This is a genomic window from Arthrobacter sp. TE12231 (genome assembly GCF_054062895.1).
The window spans coordinates 3,129,450-3,145,712 of sequence record NZ_JBSSFS010000001.1 but is presented as its reverse complement, the minus strand read 5'-3'; the positions used below and the strand labels follow the sequence as shown (position 1 = coordinate 3,145,712).

The window sequence follows — 16,263 nt, the reverse complement described above, 5'->3', positions numbered from 1 at the left end:
TAGCATTTTCCTGCCCCTCGCCGAGACGCGGCCGAGGGCTTCTATTTGGGGGAGTGCTGTCTACCGTGCGCCTGAAGAAATTGCTTGTCTCGTCCCTGGCGGTAACCGCCGTCGTTCTGAGCGCCACGGCCGTGCCGGCATCCGCTGCGCCCGCGTCGAAGTCGTACAAGAACTGCACGGAGCTGAACAAGGTCTACCCGCACGGCGTCGGCCGCGCTGGCGCCCGCGACAAGACCAGCGGAAAGCCGGTCACCAACTTCCGCGTCGACAACACCGTCTACAGCTACAACGACGGCGGTGCGCGCCACTGGGGCGAGTACGACCTCGACCGTGACAACGACGGCATCGCCTGCGAAAAGCGCTAGAGCGGGGACCCCGCCGGGACCCCGACTTCTGGGGCTCCTGGGGCGGGCCCGGACGATCCAACGAAGTGCCAAAAACGGCCGCTAAGCCATGATGCTTAGCGGCCGTTTGGGTCCAATGGCGGATTGCGGCGGAGTGTGGGGGCGCCAACGCGCGCCGACCTGGTGACGCCCGGCAACAGGGGGCACACGCAGAGTCACCGCCCGGCGTCGACCTTGTCCAGGGCGGTGAGGGCGCTCTCCATGGTCCCGGCGAGGTCGCTGGCGGGGGCGGGCTTCGCGAAGAGGTAGCCCTGCAGGGAGTCGCAGCCGCGGTCCATGAGGTACTTGGCCTGCGACGGGGTCTCGATGCCTTCCGCCGTGACCTTCAGGCCCAGGGCGTGCGCGGCGTTGACCATGGTGCCGAAGAACGGGAGCTGTTCCTGTCCTGTCTTGATCATGGCCACGAAGGAACGGTCGATCTTGACCATGTCCAGGGGCAGTTCCCGGAGCCGGCCGAGCGTGGAGTATCCGGTGCCGAAATCGTCCATCGCAATCCGGACGCCGGCCTCCCGCAGGTGACGCAGCTGGCCCAGCACGTCCGAGGACGCATCGAAGAACACGCTTTCGGTCAGCTCAAGCGTCAGCTGGTGCGGGTCAACGCCCGTGGACGCGGCAATCGCGAGCACGTCCGTGGCGAAGTCCCGGTGCTGGAACTGCAGGCCCGAGACGTTCACCGCGACGCTGTACGCGGCGTCGCCGGCCAGCCAGGGCCGGATCTCGGCGCAGGCGCGGCGCAGGACCTCATCTCCGATCTCGCGGATGAGGCCGCTTTGCTCCGCGACGGGCAGGAACTGGTTGGGCGGCACGAGCCGGCCGTGCCGTTCCCACCGCGCGAACGCCTCGAACTGCACCACCGAGCCGATGCCGGGGGACACCACGGGCTGGTAATGCACGGAGATCTGGCCGAGCTCGACGGCGCGGCGGAGCCCAGTCTCGCCGTCGGCCTTGTGGGCGGCGGTGTTCAGCATCTCCGGCCGGAACCGCAGCCAGTTGTCCTTTCCGGCGGCTTTGACCGCGGTCATGGCGGCGTCGGCCTGCCGCAGCAGTTCGGCCCCGTCCAGGGTCTGCGCGGACTTGGACGCCAGGCCCATGCTCACGCCGGGGCGGACCATGGTGCCGCCGACGCGCAGCGGTTGGTGCAGGGCCTCGGTGATCCGCTTGGCCACGGCGTCGGCGTTGAGGCATTCGGTCAGGAGCACCGCGAATTCGTCGCCGTCCAGCCGGGCCACGGTGTCGTGCGGACGGACGCAGTTGCGCAGCCTGCTCGCGACCTCCACCAGCAGCTCATCGGCCGCCGAGCGTCCCAGCATGTCGTTGAGGTGCTTGAAGTCATCGATGTCCAGCAGCAGGACGTCCACGGGATCCGGCCGGCGCAGCGCCGCGGCGAGCCGCTCGTTGAAGAACGGACCGTTGGGCAGCGCGGTCAGTGGATCGCGGAGGGACCCGGCCTTGAGTTCGTCGTCGTGCCCGACGAACGCCGCGGGAGCCGCCCCTGCCGCCCGTGCGGCGCCCGGAGCGCCCGCAGCACTAGGGGTACGACGGCGGAAGTCGCCGCTGAGCGAACTGCCGGCGCTGCCGTGGGTCGCGCCGCCACCCACAGCGCTGCTGAGGGCGCCACTGCCGGGGGTGGCTCCGGCCACCGGGCCGGTGCCTGCAATCCGGTGGCCGGCGTCGCGGACCGCGAGGGCGACGGAGGTTCCGGTGTCGGGCGCTGCTGCTGGGGCGGGGACCAGCGAGCACGTGATTTCGACCTGGAGTTCGGTGCCGTCGGCCCGGCGCCCGGAGCCGGCGAACGGAGCGTGGGGACTGGGGGCCGCGGCCAGCCCGGCCAGGACGCCGTGGAATTCTTCCCGGGAGGACTCGGCCAGGAGCAGGCTATGGTCCGCACCGAGGAGTTGCGCGCGGGAATAGCCGAAGAGCCGCTCCGCTGCCGTGTTGAGGAAGGAAATGGATCCGTCCCGGCCGACCAGCAGCAGGGCGTCCGGGCTGTACTCCAACAGTTGCTGTGCGAAACCGGCTTCCACGATGTTTGACTGCCCCCCAGGCGACGGATGATGATATCGGGCGCCCGGCGGAGAACCGGGCGCTGCGCTCACTGAATCATATGCGGTGCGTGCCCGCCGAGGGCGGTGGGCATCATGCCGCGAGCGAATGTGTCGAAAGTGCTGAATAGGCCAGAAATGCGGGGCACCAACAGCCCGGCGGACCGCGGCGCACCGGCTACCCGGGCAGCGGTACGCCCTCCAGTTCCGCGATGGCCGCCACCGAGTTGCGGACGGCCCGCTCCCTGGCCGCAGCGGGCTCGGGGCGGGAGAAGAGGAATCCCTGCAGGGCATCGCAGCCGTGGTCCATGAGGTAGCGGGCCTGGGCCGGCGTCTCGATGCCTTCGGCCGTGACCTTCAGCCCCAGGCTATGGGCCATGTGAATCATCGAGGTGAGGATGGGCAGCTTTTCCGTACCGGTCTGCAGCATGGACACAAAGGACTTGTCGACCTTGACCACGTCCACGGGCAGGTCCTGCAGCCGGCCCAGCGAGGAATAGCCGGTCCCGAAGTCGTCCAGGGCCACGCGGATGCCGGCTTCACGCAGGGTCTCGAGCTGGCCGATCACGTGGGAGTGGGCATCGAAGAACACACTCTCGGTCACTTCCAGCACCAGCTGGTGCGGGTCCACGCCGCTCCAGGCCGCAATGTCCAGGACGCGCTCGGCGAAGTTCCGGTGCTGCAGCTGCACGCCCGAGACGTTGACGGCGACGCTCCGGAACGGATCCTCGGCCAGCCACGGCGCGAGCTCGGTGCAGCTGCGCCGCAGGACCTCGGCCCCGATCTCCCGGATCAGGCCGCTGCGTTCGGCCGTCTCGATGAAATCGTCCGGCGGGATCAGCTCGCCGTCCCATTCCCAGCGGGCCAGCGCCTCGAACTGCACGACGTCGAGCCGGTCGCTGGAGATGACGGGCTGGTAGTGGACCATGATCTGCCCCAGCTCCACCGCGCGCCGCAGCCCGGCCGTGAGCTGGGTGCGTTCCAGCAGCGCGGCGAGCATCTCCGGGCGGAAGTGCACATAGCAGTTCTTGCCAGCCTCCTTGGCCGCGTACATGGCCAGGTCCGCCTGCCGCAGCAGCTCCGAGGACGTCTCCGTCCCGGCGTCCCGCGAGGCCACGCCCAGGCTCAGGCCGGGCCGCATGAGCGTGCCTTCGATGGAGACGGGGGCATTCAGAGTGCTGACCACCCGCTGGGCCACGCCGTCGGCGTCCCGGCAGCCGACCAGCAGCACGACAAACTCGTCGCCGCCCAGCCGGGCGACGGTGCCGTGCGGGCCCACGCAGTTCTGGAGCCGGCGGGAGATCTCCACGAGCATCTCGTCGCCGGCATGGTGGCCCAGGACGTCGTTGACTTCCTTGAAGTCGTCCAGGTCCAGGAGCAGGACGTGCACAGGGTCCGGCGTGAGCAGCGCCGCCGCGGCCCGCTCATTGAAGAGCATCCGGTTGGCCAACCCCGTGAGCGGGTCCTGGAAGGCCAGCGCCTTGAGCTTTCCGGCCTGCTCGGCCAGTTCCTCCATGGCGCGGCGGGCCTGGTCCTGGGCGCGCCGGCGCGAGGTGATGTCGCGGAAATTCCAGATCCGTCCCACGATCCTGTCCGCCACCTTCTGCGGGCGCGAGTGCAGCTCCACGGTGCGGCCGTCGGCGAACTCCAGGACGTCGTGGCTCTGCATCACCGTGTCCGCGTAGAGTGCTGACACCTTTTGCAGGAAGTAGTCGGGATCGGTCAGTTGGTCGGCGATGAACCGGACCAGCGCGGTGGGGTCTTCGGCCGCGATCAGCTCCGGCGGCATGCCCCACATCTTCAGGTATTGGTCGTTGATCCCGGTGATCTGGCCCTCGCTGGAGACCACGACGATACCATCCGACGTCGTCTCCAGCGTGGCGTCCAGGAGGGAGACGGCCAGCCGCCGACCGGCGTCGGGGTCGTTGCGGTGATCGGCGTCCCGGACGGCGACCGCCATGGCGGTGCCGGCGTCGACCGTCACGAGCGAGCACGTGATCTCCACGGGGAGTTCCGTCCCGTCCCGGCGGCGTCCGACGGCGGCGAACGGCCGGCTTGCGGCCCGGCTCTTCCGGCCCAGCCGGCCAAAGACCCGCAGGAAGCCGCCGCTGCCTTCCTCCGTGAGCAGGACGGCGTGGTCCACGCCCAGCAGTTCTTCACGTGGAAATCCGAACAGGCGTTCCGCAGCCGAATTCACGAAGGCGATGGTGCCGTCCGCAGTTAACAGCAGAAACGCATCAGGACCCTGCTCCAGCAGGGCTTCACCAAACCCAGTTCCCACGACGATACCGGCCCCCAAAGCGACGGAAGTTCATAGAGCGATGATGTTCCCGGCCAAGGTGCCAGGGTCAATGCGTTTCACTGCATCATAGGGTCGTTCGGCCCAATGTCCAGTACATCTGTCCAGTACATTCCAGTACGTTTGTCCAGTTCATCCGTCCGGCACATCGGACCGGTGATTTGCCGGTCACCGGTGATTTGCCGGTCACCGGTGACCGGGGACCCGGTCGCCCCGCAGTGCGGCGATGGCCCGGGCCGCCTGCTCCAGTCCCTGCTGCAGCCCGGACTCCGGCTGCGGGCCCGAAAACAGGAAGCCCTGCAGGGAATCGCAGCGCAGCTCCATCAGGTACTCGGCCTGCGCGGACGTTTCCACGCCCTCGGCGGTGACGGTGAGTCCCAGGCCGTGGGCCATGCCGATCATGGCGTTGAGGATGGGCAGCTGTTCCGCGCCGGTGCGGATCATGGACACGAACGACTGATCGATCTTCAGTGTGTCCACCGGCAGGCCCTGAAGCCGCCCGAGCGAGGAGAAGCCGGTGCCGAAGTCATCCAGCGCCACGCGGACGCCGGCCGTGCGTAGGTTCATGAGCTGGCGGATGACGTGGCAGTCGTCGTCGAAGAACACGCTTTCCGTGACTTCCACGACCAGTTGGCGCGCATCCACCCCGCAGGACTCCGCCACGGCCAGCACCAGTTCGGCAAAGTCCCCATGCTGGAGCTGGATGCCGGAGACGTTCACGGCCAGGGACCGGGAGGCGTCCTGATCCAGCCAGGGCTTGAGCTCGGTGCAGCCGCGCAGCAGGACCTCGGTTCCGATCTCGACGATGAGGCCGCTGCGTTCCGCCGCCGGAATGAAATCCTTGGGCGAAACCAGCACCCCGTCACGCACCCAGCGGGCCAGCGCCTCGACCTTGACCACGGTCCCGCGGTCCGCCGAGACGATCGGCTGGTAGTGCACGGCAATCTGCCCGTTGTCCACCGCCAGCCGCAGACCGGCCTCGAGATCGTTGCGGTCCACCAGGGCCTTCATCATCTCCGGCCGGAAGCGCATGTACCGGTTCTTGCCGGCGGCTTTGGCGGCATACATCGCGACGTCGGCACGGCGCAGGAGCTCGGAGGCGTCCACGGCGTCCTCGCTGATCGAGGCGAGCCCCAGGCTGAGGCTGGGCCGCAGCATGGTGCCATCAATCCACACGGGCACCCGCAGCGAGTCGACGATCCTGGCGGCGACGGCTTCGGGATCCAGCGAGCCGACCAGCAGCACCACGAATTCGTCGCCGCCCAGGCGGGCCACGACGTCGTTCGGCCGGACGCACGTCCGGAGCCGCCGGCCCACTTCAATGAGCATCTGGTCCCCGGCGTGGTGGCCCAGGATGTCATTGACTTCCTTGAAGTCGTCAAGGTCCAGAAGCAGGACGTCGACGGCGGTGCCGCACGGGCCTGCGAGGGCGCTGGCGAGGCTGTCGTTGAACTGCTGCCGGTTGGACAGGCCGGTCAATCCGTCCCGGAACGCCAGCGCCTTGAGCTGGGCGGACTGCTCGGCGAGGTCGGCCATGGCCCGGGCAATCCGGTCCTGGGCCACCTTGGCCGCGGTCACATCGCGGAAGCTCCACACGCGTCCGACCACGTGGTCCGCGACCTTCTGCGGGCGGGAATAGCGTTCAAACGTCCGGCCGTCGCGGAATTCCAGGACATCGTGGCTTTCGGCCGCGGGATCGGCGTAGAGGGCAACCACCTTTTCAATGAACTGGGCGGGATCCTGCAACTGGTCCAGGACGAAGCCCATGACGGCCCCATCGTCGCGGGTGGCCAGCAGCTCCCGCGGGATGCCCCACATGGTGACGAACTGGCTGTTGACGCCGGCGATCTCGCCCTCGCTGCTGACCACCAGGATGCCGTCGGCTGTGGATTCGAGCGTCGCGCTCAGCAGCGACATCGCCTCGCGGAGTCCGTCGTCGGTCTCCGCGCGGTGCGAGGTGTCGCGGATCGCGACAATCATGCCGGCCGTCCGGGCGTCGGCGTCGGCGCCTGCATCGGCGTCGGTACCGCCGGCGGCACCGGAGTGAGGCCCGGCATCGGTGACGACGAGGGAGCAGGCCACCTCGGCCTGGAACTCTGTGCCTTCCCGCCGCAACCCGTATACCTCCATCGGCACGTGGGCAGCAGCACAGGCAACGGCAGTTTCGGCGTCTGCGGCTGCTGTGCTGTCCGCTTCACGGCGAAGGGTGAAGAACATCCGCTGGAACCCGTTCCTGAATCCCTCGGCCAGGAGCATGCGGTGGTCCATGCCCGCGAGCTCCCCACGGGGGTACCCGAACATGCGCTCCGCGGCGGCGTTGACCATCCTGATGGTGCCGTCCTCGGCCAGCACGAGCAGGGCGTCGGGGCAGGATTCCACCAGATCCTCGTACTGTGGGGCCTTGCCGGATGCTCCCTCCGGGTTCGACGGCGCCGTCACCCGGTTACCGCCGTGCACATCTGAGACCAATCAGTCATTTAGAACCCTCCCATCGGGAAATCATAGGCGTCCCGACGGTCCCGGAGGTGTCACCACGAGCGCAGGGCGGGTCCGGCCCCCGTTGGCCCCGCCTCCATTCTTCGGGTTGCTCTATCACTAATGGTGCTTAAAACCCCTGTTTAGCAGCCTTAAGTGATAGGGCAACGAGGGGGGAGCGGGCGACGGCGGGTTCCCGGGTGACGGCCTTGTAATGGCCCACGAGCTCGGCCCCGAGGGCCGACCACGTCCTGCCTTGAACCGAGGCATGCGCGGCCTCGGCGAACGCGCGGCGCTTGGCGTCGTCGCCCATCAGGTCCATCACGCGGGCCCGGAGCCCGGCGAGGTCGCCGGGCTCGTAGAGCCAGCCGGTCCGCGAATTCTCCACGAGGTCCAGCGGCCCGCCCCGGCCGGTGGCCACCACCGGCACCCCCGAGGCCATGGCCTCCTGGATGGTCTGGCAGAAGGTCTCGAACTCGCCGGGGTGCACGAAGAGGTCGAAAGACGCCACCGCCCGGGCCAGTTCGTCGCCGCCGAGGAACCCGGTGAAGACGGCGTCCGGCAGGGCAGCCTCCAGGGCCGCCCGCTGGGGCCCGTCGCCGACGATCACCAGACGGGTTCCGGGGATATCCGCCAGCACCGCCAGATCCTCCACCTGTTTCTCGGCCGCCAGCCGGCCGACGTACCCGATCAGGCGCTCGCCGCCGGGGGCTACGGACGCCCGCCAGCCGGCGTCGCGCTTCTCCGGGGTGAACCGCTGCGTGTCCACGCCTCGCCGCCACATGTCCACGCGCGGAATGCCGCGGCCGCGGAGCTGGTTGAGCGCGAAGGTGGAGGGGACCAGGGTGCGCGAGGCCAGCAGGTGGATATGTTCCACCCGGTTCCAGGCCCAGTTCTCCAGGAACGGGACGCCGTAGCGCGAAGCGTAGCCGGGCACCTCGGTCTGGTAGATCGCGACGGTCGGGATGCCGAGCTGGTGAGCGGCCTGCGCTGCACGCCAGCCGAGCACGAACGGGGACGCGAGGTGGACGACGTCGGGCGCGTAGTCGGCAAGGATTCGCTTGACCCGATACACACCGCCCAACGCCACCCGCACATTCGCATAGCCGGCCAGCGGGACCGAGGGGAGCCGATGCACGTGGGCGCCATAGACCTCGTCCGGGACGTCTGTGTCCTGCGTGGACGGCGCGATCACGAGCACCTCATCCCCGCGCTCCTGCAGATGCTCCAGCACGCGCAGGATGGAGTGGGTAACTCCGTTCATGAGCGGCAGGAATGATTCGGCGACGATTGCGATCCTCACTCCTCCACGGTGCGGGCGCCGCCTTGCGGTGCGGGGGAGCGGGCGTTGCCGGCAGGGGAAGACTGGGTTAACAGGTGGGCACGGTCAGCCGAGTGCCGCGAGCAACGGGGCGAGGCTCAGAGAGGGGGCCGACGGCGGGAGCGTGCGGCTAAGAGGGCGCGAATCATCGAGGCCATGTGTTCACGGCACACTCCGACTCAACGGCGGTGCCGGACGGCATGGCGGAAGGACGGGCTACAGCGGATCGGGCCAGTTGCCGACCGGGCCGCGGGCTTGCATGCCGGAACCACTTACGAACCTGGCGGCCGGCCCGAGACGCTCACGCATATTGCCTTCCATCTGAAATACCTCCAGAGGCGACGGAACTTCAGAATACGCCCGTCGCCTCCTAGCGTCCAGAGGCCGCGTTGACTCATGGAAAAGGTCCGTGGAGCCGGGTACGTTGCCTCATCTGAAAAGGTCCGGGAACGACGGGGCCGTGGACATCCTTGAGGGATGGGACTGACGATGAGCCAGCGGAAGGCTGTCACGGTGATCAAGGCCAGGGCGTATGCCCGGGCCGGCCGGCCGGAGAAGGTCCGGATCCTCGATGAGCTGGTGGAGCTCACGGGCTGGAACCGGGACTATGCGCGCCGGGCCCTGCGGCAGGCGCTTCAGCTGCGGCCGGTGCGGGCCCGGGAGCCGAGGCCGCCGGTGTATGGTCCGCGGGTCGTCGAGGCTCTGGTGGTGTGCTGGGCGGTGCTGCGCGCTCCGGCCGGCAAACGTCTGGCCCCGATGCTGCCGGTGCTGGTGCCGTTGCTGCGCCGGGACGGGGAACTGATGCTCTCGGATGAGGAGGCGGAGCTGCTGATGCGGATGAGCGCGGCAACGATTGACCGCCGGCTGGCCCCGGAACGGAAGAAGCTGGTGCTGCGGGGCCGTTCCCACACCAAGCCCGGATCGCTGCTGAAGTCCCAGATCCCGGTCCGGACCTGGGCGGACTGGGACGATGCGGTGCCCGGGTTCGTGGAGATCGACCTGGTGGGGCACGAGGGCGGGGTGGCCTCCGGGCAGTTCTGCTTCACGCTGACGGTCACGGATATCGCCACGGGATGGACCGTGAACCGGTCCGTGCCGAACAAGGCGCAGAAATGGGTGTTCGCGGCCCTGAAGTACGCGCTGGCACGGTTCCCGTTCCCGATCGTGGGGATCGACTCGGACAACGGCACCGAATTCATCAACGACTACCTCTTCGCCTACTGCCAGGAGCACCGGATCACCTTTACCCGGTCCCGTCCGGGGAACAAGAACGATGGCGCCCACGTGGAACAAAAGAACTGGGCCAGGGTCCGGGAGCTGGTCGGCTACTACCGCTATGACACCGCCGCGGAACTGGAGAAGCTCAACGAGATCTGGGAGCTTGACGGGCTGTTCACGAACTATCTGCTCCCGCAGCAGAAGCTGGTGTCCAAGGAACGCCACGGCGCGAAAGTCATCAAGAAACATGATGCCGCGCTCACCCCGCACCAGCGCGCCGCCCGCCACCCGGACACCCGCAAACGCCCCGTCATCACCATGAACGCCCAGTTCAAACGCCTAAAACCCGCGGTGTTGTCCCGGCAGATCCTGGGACTGACAGGTGAACTCGAAACCCTCGCCCAAGCCAAAGCCGCACCCCGCAACTACAAAGTCAACACCTCGTTCAACCCGCCCCTGAACCGGACCTTTTCACGTGAGGCAACGAATCAACCCTCCCGGACCTATTGACGTGAGGCAACAGGGAGGCCGTCATTCTGGTTTGAGAACGTCCGGAAGCTCGTCCACGAAGACGGTCTGGGGCGGCTCAAAATAAATGACCAGGACCCGCTCGCCCACGGCGAAGACGCTGCTTTTGTCGAACGGGTGAGCGTGGAACGCGCTGGTTCCGCCGCGGACCGGCAGCATGACCTCGCCGATGGTGCCCGGGCCGATCCGTCCGGTGACGCGCCCAATCTTTCCGGTCAGGCTCCGGTCAACATCCTTATGCATCACGATCCCCTGATCCCTGCACGCACGCCGGCCCTATGCCTCCGGAGCCTTCCCGTCCCGTTTGTGGGCGTCCCGGCCGTTCTTGAGCGCGGTCGAGAGCGCCGGAAGGTAGTCGCCCACCTGTGCCAAAATCCCGCCGATCATCCGGTTGACCCCTTCGCCGCCATTGAGCACGGTCATCTGGCCGACGTGCGCAAACGGCTCGGCTGCCGCCGCCACGATGGCCGGCATGTTCTCGGCGAGCTGCTGGGAGATGACGGCGTCCTGGTTGGTTCCGAGCGCCTCCGCACGGGCCTTGATGCCGTCAGCCTCGGCCAGCGCCTTGGCCTTGATGGCGGAGGCGGCAGCATCGCCGCGCGCCTTCGTGGCAGCAGCCTCGGCCTCGCCGGTGACCTTGGTGGCTCCGGCTGCTGCTGCCGCGGCGTTGGCGTTTGCCTGGGCCTGCAGCTCGGTCCGGCGCGCGTTGGCCTGGGCCTCAAGCTCGGTGCGCCGGGCCAGTGCCTCGGCGGCGCTGATGTCCGCGGCTTTCTGGCCTTCGGCATCGGTGCGCTTGGCGTAGGCCCTCGCGTCGGCGGGCTTGCGGACGGTGGTCTGGAGCTTCTGTTCCTCCCGGTCGGCCTCGAGCTTCGCCACCTCGGTTTCCTGGACCACCACCTGCTGGCGCGCCGAGGCATCGGCCAGGGGCCCGGCCTGGGCCGCGTTCGCCTTGGCCCGCTCGGCATTGGCCTGCGCCACGGACTGCCGGATCGCGGACAAACTCTGGGCGTCGGCGATCATGGCCTCGGCCTCTGCTTCCTTTTCCGCCGCCTCGCGGTTCCGGGTGGCCTCCGCGATGCGGGCCTCCATCTTGACCATGGCAATGTGCGGCTTGGCGATGTTCTGGATGTAGCCAGTGGGGTCCTGGAGGTCCTTGATCTGCAGCGAGTCGACCACAAGCCCCAGCTTCTCCATTTCGACGCCGCTGGCGCTGCGGACCTGGGAGGCCAACTTGTCGCGCTCGCGGATGATTTCCTCGACCGTCATGCTGCCGATGATGGAGCGAAGATGGCCTTCAAAGACGTTGTAGACCTGGCTTTCCATCTTGGGCTGCTGGCCCAGGAACCGCCGTGCGGCGTTGGCGATGAACGGCGGGGCATCCCCGATCTTGTAGATGACCACGCCGTCAACAATGACCTGGATGCCCTGGGAGGTCACACAGGAGACCTTGAGCTCGGTTTCATTCAGTGTCAGGGACAGCGGCCGCACGGTCTGGAGCCCCGGGAGCACCAGGGCCCCCTTGCCCGTGACGATCTTGAAGTCCATGCCCTCCCGGGTTTCCAGCGTGCCGCGCGTCAGCCCGGAGATGATGAGGGCCTCGTTCGGTTCAGCCACCTTCCACATCAGTTTTGTTGCCACCCAGATGACGCCGATGACCACGACCGCCCCGAGGATGATCGAAATGAGCGGGTAGAAAGCTGACAAGTCCTGCATTACCAGGTCCCTTCACGGTGGTGGAAAAGGTGTAAAAGCAAAGCCCCAAACGATGCTGCTGGTAGTCCCCGGCCTGCCTGGAAAGCAGGAACTGCGACGCCGCCCAGCCAGCCGTTGTACACAGTCTGTGGTGCTACCTGCCGGTAAGTCCAGCAATTCGACAGTGTCCGGGCATACGCCCAAGCCCCGCCGGTGCCGAAAGCCCCTGTTGGGGCGGTCGCCGCCGTGCCAACGTGGTGTAGCGTGCCAGCGTGGAATAGCACAAGCGCGCAAGCGTGGGAGGGCGGGCAGCAGATGTGCCGGGCCCGCGAAAGGGTGATGGGTGATGCGCGGCTCTCCTCTCGGGATGACACGGACGGCCGGGATGACCAGTATCGCGTGGGACATCTGGCGGGCCGAGCATGCCGGCCAGGACGCGATCGCCCGCCGGCAGCGGGACCGGCTCGCGGCGCTCGTTGACCACGCGCGGTCGGCGTCGCCCTTCTACCGCAGGTTGTACCGGGACGTCCCGGAGACGCTCACGGATCTTGTCACGAACCTGGGGGAACTGCCTCCCGTGGGCAAGCGCGAGCTCATGGAAAACTTCGATGACTGGGTGACCGACCCCCACATCACCCTCGCCGGACTGAAGGCGGACCTCCTTGACGACCCCTCGCGCGTCGGCGGCTTCTACCGCGGGCACTACCTCGTCCTGACGACGTCGGGGACCACCGGGGAGCCAGCGGTCCTGGTCCATGACCGGACCTCGTGGCTGGTGGCGAACCTCCTCGCCCGGATCCGCGAACGACGGACGATGGTGACGGCCGCGGAGACCCGGGCCTTCCTGCACCGGGGGCTGCGGGCCGCGGCACTGATCGCGGACGGGGACCATTTTGCCGGCGTCGTGCTCACCGAAACCGTGCGGCGCCGCAGCCCCACGATCGCGCGCCACGTGCGCGTGTTCTCCGTGCTCCGGCCGCTCCCGGATCTCGTGGTGGAGCTCAACGAGTTCCAACCGACCATGCTCTACGGGTATCCGAGCGCCATGCTGCAGCTGGCCGCCGAACAATAAGGCCGGACGGCTCAGGATCCGGCCGATCCTGGCCGTCGCGTCCGGGGAAAGCCTCGCGGCCACCGGAGCGGCGGAGATCGAAGCGGCCCTCGGCTGCCGCGCTACTGTGCGGTACTTGGCCTCGGAGGCGCTCGCCCTGACCAGCCGGTGCCGGCAGGGGCAGTTCCACGTCAACGCGGACTGGTACATCGTGGAGCCCGTGGACAGGACGTTCCAGCCCGTTCCGGCCGGTGAACTCTCCCACACGGTGTTGGTCACCAACCTGGCCAACCGGGTCCAGCCCCTCATCCGCTACAACCTGGGCGACCGGGTGCAGATGATTCCCGGCCCGTGCGCGTGCGGCAGCCCGTTCCCCGCGCTTCGCGTCGAAGGCCGCAGCGGCGACGTGCTGACCTTCAATGCCGCGGACGGGCGAACGGTGACGGTGCTGCCACTGGCGCTGGGGACGGTAATCGAGGAAACCGCCGGCGTCCGCCGCTTCCAGGCGATCCGCACCGGGATGCGGCAGCTGACCGTGCGGCTCGAGCTCTACCCGGAGGCCACGACGGCGGCCGTGCGGACCGCGGCACAGGAACGGTTGGGTGCGTTCTTCGCCGCCCAGGGCGCCGACGGCGTGGAGGTCCGGTTCGCCGACGAGCCGCCCCGTCCGGACCGCAGCGGCAAGTTCCGCGAGGTGTGGTCCGCCTGAGAGGTGTGACTGCTAATGCTGGTCGAGGATCCGCCGGGCGTCCTGCTGGGCCTGGAGCTTTTTCACGGTCAGCGTCTGTCCCGCCAGGTAGCCCGCGTCGGCCATGATCCGGCGCAGCTCCGCGACCGTGCGCGGCGTCCGCACCCCGTGGTGTGCCATGGCGTGGCAGTTGGCGCAGAGCGGCACGAGGTCCGTGACGGGATCCAGTTCGTAGTTGCTGCCCAGCTGCGACGCCGGGACCAGGTGGTGGACCGGGATGAAGTCCTTGCCGAGCTCCCCGTAGGCAATTTCAAACGAGAACCCGCACACGGCGCAGCTGGTTCCGTGATGGGCGATGCATACGCGCTGCGCGTCCGGGCTGTGTTCGTACCGGTTTACTTCCACGCGGCTGACCGTTGCCGCCGGGACGGTGCCGGGCACGGTGTGGGTGGGGTCGGCCGCGGGCTGCCGGCCGTATTCGCTCCAGATCCCGTGGAGCAGCGGTTCGGCGGACGGTTCGACGGCGAGTCCGGAACCTTGAAGAGCTTCCCAGTCGATGCCCGGCACGGCGTCCGTGAGGGTCTCGAACGGGATCTGGTCTCCGGCGGCCAGAAGGGAATCAAAGGCCACGCGGACATAGAGCGGGGCAGCGGCCGGCGCTGCGTCCCCGGCGCCGGATGTTTGGCCGCCGGATGTTCGAATGGCCGGCGCTTCACCGCGGAGCGTTTGAAGGTCGGGAGCCGGAAAGCGGGGAGCCGGTCGCTCCGAGACGATGACGCCGTGACCGATCAGGCCGCGCCCGTGGCGGCCCTGGAGCACGAGCCACGCCTCCGCACCGGACGCGGCGTCCCCGCTTCCGGCGTCCCGGTTTCCGACCTCCCAGCTGGCTAGGAACCAGCCTGTGTCCGCGACTTCTTCCAAGACCGCCGGGTAGGTCCAGTTGTTCCGTTCGTCGGGGTTCCAGACGAGGATGATCGCGCTCATGTGCCCATTGTCCCAGTGCCGATCGTCGCAATGCCTATTTGTCGCAGTGGCCGCCACACCTCGCGCAAATTCAGCCCGGACTGCCGGCAGCAACCTTGACGCCCTCTGACGGCGCGGCCGGGCACGTGGCGTTGAGGGAGTCCTCGGCGATGGCTTCCATTTCGCGCAGGATACGGGTGGCCCCGGACTGGAGCGGTTGCGGGGGGTAGGCCACGGCCATGGCGAGCTGCCGCGTGCCGTCCGCGCTGGTCATGGCGATGGTGCCGTAGCCGGGCACGTCGCCGGGATGGCCGTAGTAGAAGTCGTTGGTGCAGAGGTCGTTCCAGCGCACGACGCCGAGGCCGTACCGGGCATAGAGAGGGCTCTGCATCTGCATGATCGTGTCGGCCTTGAGCAGCCGGTCCTGCAGCAAGGCGCGGTAGAACGCATTCACATCCGCCATGGAGGACACCATGCCGCCGGCGGAGTTGTCGATCTGCGCCGCGGGATAGGTGACGTCGAGCCGTTTGCGGTCCAGCGTGATGTAGCCGTGGACCATATCCGAGGGCGGAAGCCCGGACGCCGTCATCTGGGTCCCGCCCAGGCCCAGCGGCTCAATGATGTCGGTGCGGATCACTTCGCCGATCGGCCGGCCCCGCAGGCGTTCGACGATCAGCGCCAGGGCGATGTAGTTCGAGTTGGAGTACTCAAATCCCTGGGCCAATTTTGCCTGCCACGTGATCCGGCCCGCCATGGCCAGCAGGTCCGCCAGGCTCACCCTGGTGGTCAGCGCCTGCTGCACCGTGGCCGGATCGTACAAGGGGCCGTCCACGGACGGCATGCCGGAGCGATGTTGCAGCAGTTGGCGGACGGTCACGGGTCCCGGCGGGTGCATGACCTGGTCGAACTCCGGCAGGTACGTGCTGACCGGCGCGTCCAACTGGAGCATGCCCTCCTCGGCCAGCTTAAGCACGGACACCGCCACCATGGACTTGGTGATGCCGCCGATGTGGACAGGGTCCGTGATTTCGGTGCGGGAACCGCTGTCCAGGTTGCGGACGCCGTACGCCGCGGACCACTCGTCCGCCCCCACACGGAGCTGGATGAGCACCGCGGGGGCGCCGCCGTCGAGCATTCGCTTGCTGAACTCTTCGAGCATGGTCCGGTAGACGGGATCGGACGACGACGGCGGCTGCGCCGGCGGTTGCGGCCCGGGAGTGCACCCGCCCAGGGCGACCGTGAGCACGACGGCGACGCTGGCGGCCGTGAGCCGGAAGGATGATGCGCGAATCCAAGCCACCGACATGGCGGGTCCTTCTTGCGGGTCGGGTCTGTAGCCGGGGCAGGAGGATGCCCCTGGCCGAGCACAGTCCTGACCCTTGTGATGGTCCTCAACCGTGCCCCGGGCGACTAGAGCCATAAGTCACGGGCACACGGCAACGGCCGCCAGGCAGTAGTGCTGGCGGCCGTCGTCGGCAACGGGGTGCGGGAGCGGGGCAGCCCAGGATGCCGTCGTCGTCACCGCCGCCGTCGTCGTCGTGCTCACAAAAGGAAGCTGGTGCAGCCGCCGCGTTTCCGCTAA

13 protein-coding genes are annotated in these 16,263 nt (G+C 68.2%); 4 read left to right on the top strand and 9 right to left on the bottom strand.

What is annotated here, in order from left to right:
• Window positions 1-53 precede the first annotated feature (53 nt).
• Window positions 54-365 carry an excalibur calcium-binding domain-containing protein gene (locus tag ACVWYS_RS14100; RefSeq protein WP_456509908.1) on the top strand — a complete coding sequence of 104 codons (312 nt, stop codon included), beginning with the start codon at window positions 54-56 and terminating at the stop codon, window positions 363-365.
• A 194-nt stretch (window positions 366-559) separates the two neighbouring features.
• Here ACVWYS_RS14100 and ACVWYS_RS14095 read toward each other — a convergent pair whose 3' ends face one another.
• From ACVWYS_RS14095 to ACVWYS_RS14080, 4 genes are all read right to left on the bottom strand, one after another.
• Window positions 560-2,428 carry a putative bifunctional diguanylate cyclase/phosphodiesterase gene (locus ACVWYS_RS14095; RefSeq protein ID WP_456509907.1) on the bottom strand — a complete coding sequence of 623 codons (1,869 nt, stop codon included), beginning with the start codon at window positions 2,426-2,428 and terminating at the stop codon, window positions 560-562.
• A 196-nt stretch (window positions 2,429-2,624) separates the two neighbouring features.
• Window positions 2,625-4,727 (bottom strand): putative bifunctional diguanylate cyclase/phosphodiesterase, encoded by a 2,103-nt coding sequence (locus tag ACVWYS_RS14090; protein WP_456509906.1) that lies wholly within the window; start codon window positions 4,725-4,727, stop codon window positions 2,625-2,627.
• Between the two features lie 204 nt (window positions 4,728-4,931).
• Window positions 4,932-7,184, bottom strand: a complete 2,253-nt coding sequence (locus tag ACVWYS_RS14085) for a sensor domain-containing protein (protein ID WP_456510291.1) — start codon at window positions 7,182-7,184, stop codon at window positions 4,932-4,934.
• Between the two features lie 166 nt (window positions 7,185-7,350).
• A complete protein-coding gene (locus ACVWYS_RS14080; protein ID WP_456507284.1) occupies window positions 7,351-8,523 on the bottom strand; it encodes a glycosyltransferase family 4 protein in 1,173 nt (390 codons plus the stop codon).
• Window positions 8,524-9,030: 507 nt separating this feature from the next.
• Between ACVWYS_RS14080 and ACVWYS_RS14075 the strand changes: the two genes are divergently transcribed.
• Window positions 9,031-10,269 carry an integrase catalytic domain-containing protein gene (locus ACVWYS_RS14075; RefSeq protein ID WP_456506949.1) on the top strand — a complete coding sequence of 413 codons (1,239 nt, stop codon included), beginning with the start codon at window positions 9,031-9,033 and terminating at the stop codon, window positions 10,267-10,269.
• A 21-nt stretch (window positions 10,270-10,290) separates the two neighbouring features.
• Here ACVWYS_RS14075 and ACVWYS_RS14070 read toward each other — a convergent pair whose 3' ends face one another.
• Window positions 10,291-10,530, bottom strand: coding sequence for a hypothetical protein (locus ACVWYS_RS14070; protein WP_456509073.1), 240 nt, complete (start codon window positions 10,528-10,530; stop codon window positions 10,291-10,293).
• Between the two features lie 33 nt (window positions 10,531-10,563).
• Window positions 10,564-12,000 carry a flotillin family protein gene (locus ACVWYS_RS14065; RefSeq protein WP_091250968.1) on the bottom strand — a complete coding sequence of 479 codons (1,437 nt, stop codon included), beginning with the start codon at window positions 11,998-12,000 and terminating at the stop codon, window positions 10,564-10,566.
• 364 nt (window positions 12,001-12,364) lie between these two features.
• Between ACVWYS_RS14065 and ACVWYS_RS14060 the strand changes: the two genes are divergently transcribed.
• Window positions 12,365-13,051, top strand: a complete 687-nt coding sequence (locus tag ACVWYS_RS14060; RefSeq protein WP_456507283.1) for a hypothetical protein — start codon at window positions 12,365-12,367, stop codon at window positions 13,049-13,051.
• Window positions 13,052-13,166: 115 nt separating this feature from the next.
• Entirely contained in the window at window positions 13,167-13,739 is a 573-nt protein-coding gene (locus ACVWYS_RS14055) for a hypothetical protein (RefSeq protein WP_456507282.1), read from the top strand.
• A 12-nt stretch (window positions 13,740-13,751) separates the two neighbouring features.
• Here ACVWYS_RS14055 and ACVWYS_RS14050 read toward each other — a convergent pair whose 3' ends face one another.
• The 3 genes from ACVWYS_RS14050 to ACVWYS_RS14040 form a co-directional block, all read right to left on the bottom strand.
• Window positions 13,752-14,702: an HNH endonuclease gene (locus ACVWYS_RS14050; RefSeq protein WP_456507281.1), complete on the bottom strand. Its 951-nt coding sequence runs from the start codon at window positions 14,700-14,702 to the stop codon at window positions 13,752-13,754.
• A 70-nt stretch (window positions 14,703-14,772) separates the two neighbouring features.
• Window positions 14,773-15,987 (bottom strand): serine hydrolase domain-containing protein, encoded by a 1,215-nt coding sequence (locus tag ACVWYS_RS14045; RefSeq protein WP_456507280.1) that lies wholly within the window; start codon window positions 15,985-15,987, stop codon window positions 14,773-14,775.
• Between the two features lie 117 nt (window positions 15,988-16,104).
• A complete protein-coding gene (locus ACVWYS_RS14040) occupies window positions 16,105-16,227 on the bottom strand; it encodes a hypothetical protein (RefSeq protein WP_456507279.1) in 123 nt (40 codons plus the stop codon).
• Window positions 16,228-16,263: the final 36 nt, after the last annotated feature.

What these genes read in the sequence shown, in the direction of transcription:
- ACVWYS_RS14050 (WP_456507281.1), bottom strand. Translation starts at nt 14,702, where the DNA reads ATGAGCGCGATCATCCTCGTCTGGAACCCCGACGAACGGAACAACTGG.
- ACVWYS_RS14065 (WP_091250968.1), bottom strand. Translation starts at nt 12,000, where the DNA reads ATGCAGGACTTGTCAGCTTTCTACCCGCTCATTTCGATCATCCTCGGG.
- ACVWYS_RS14060 (WP_456507283.1), top strand. Translation starts at nt 12,365, where the DNA reads ATGACCAGTATCGCGTGGGACATCTGGCGGGCCGAGCATGCCGGCCAG.
- ACVWYS_RS14045 (WP_456507280.1), bottom strand. Translation starts at nt 15,987, where the DNA reads ATGTCGGTGGCTTGGATTCGCGCATCATCCTTCCGGCTCACGGCCGCC.
- ACVWYS_RS14075 (WP_456506949.1), top strand. Translation starts at nt 9,031, where the DNA reads ATGAGCCAGCGGAAGGCTGTCACGGTGATCAAGGCCAGGGCGTATGCC.
- ACVWYS_RS14070 (WP_456509073.1), bottom strand. Translation starts at nt 10,530, where the DNA reads ATGCATAAGGATGTTGACCGGAGCCTGACCGGAAAGATTGGGCGCGTC.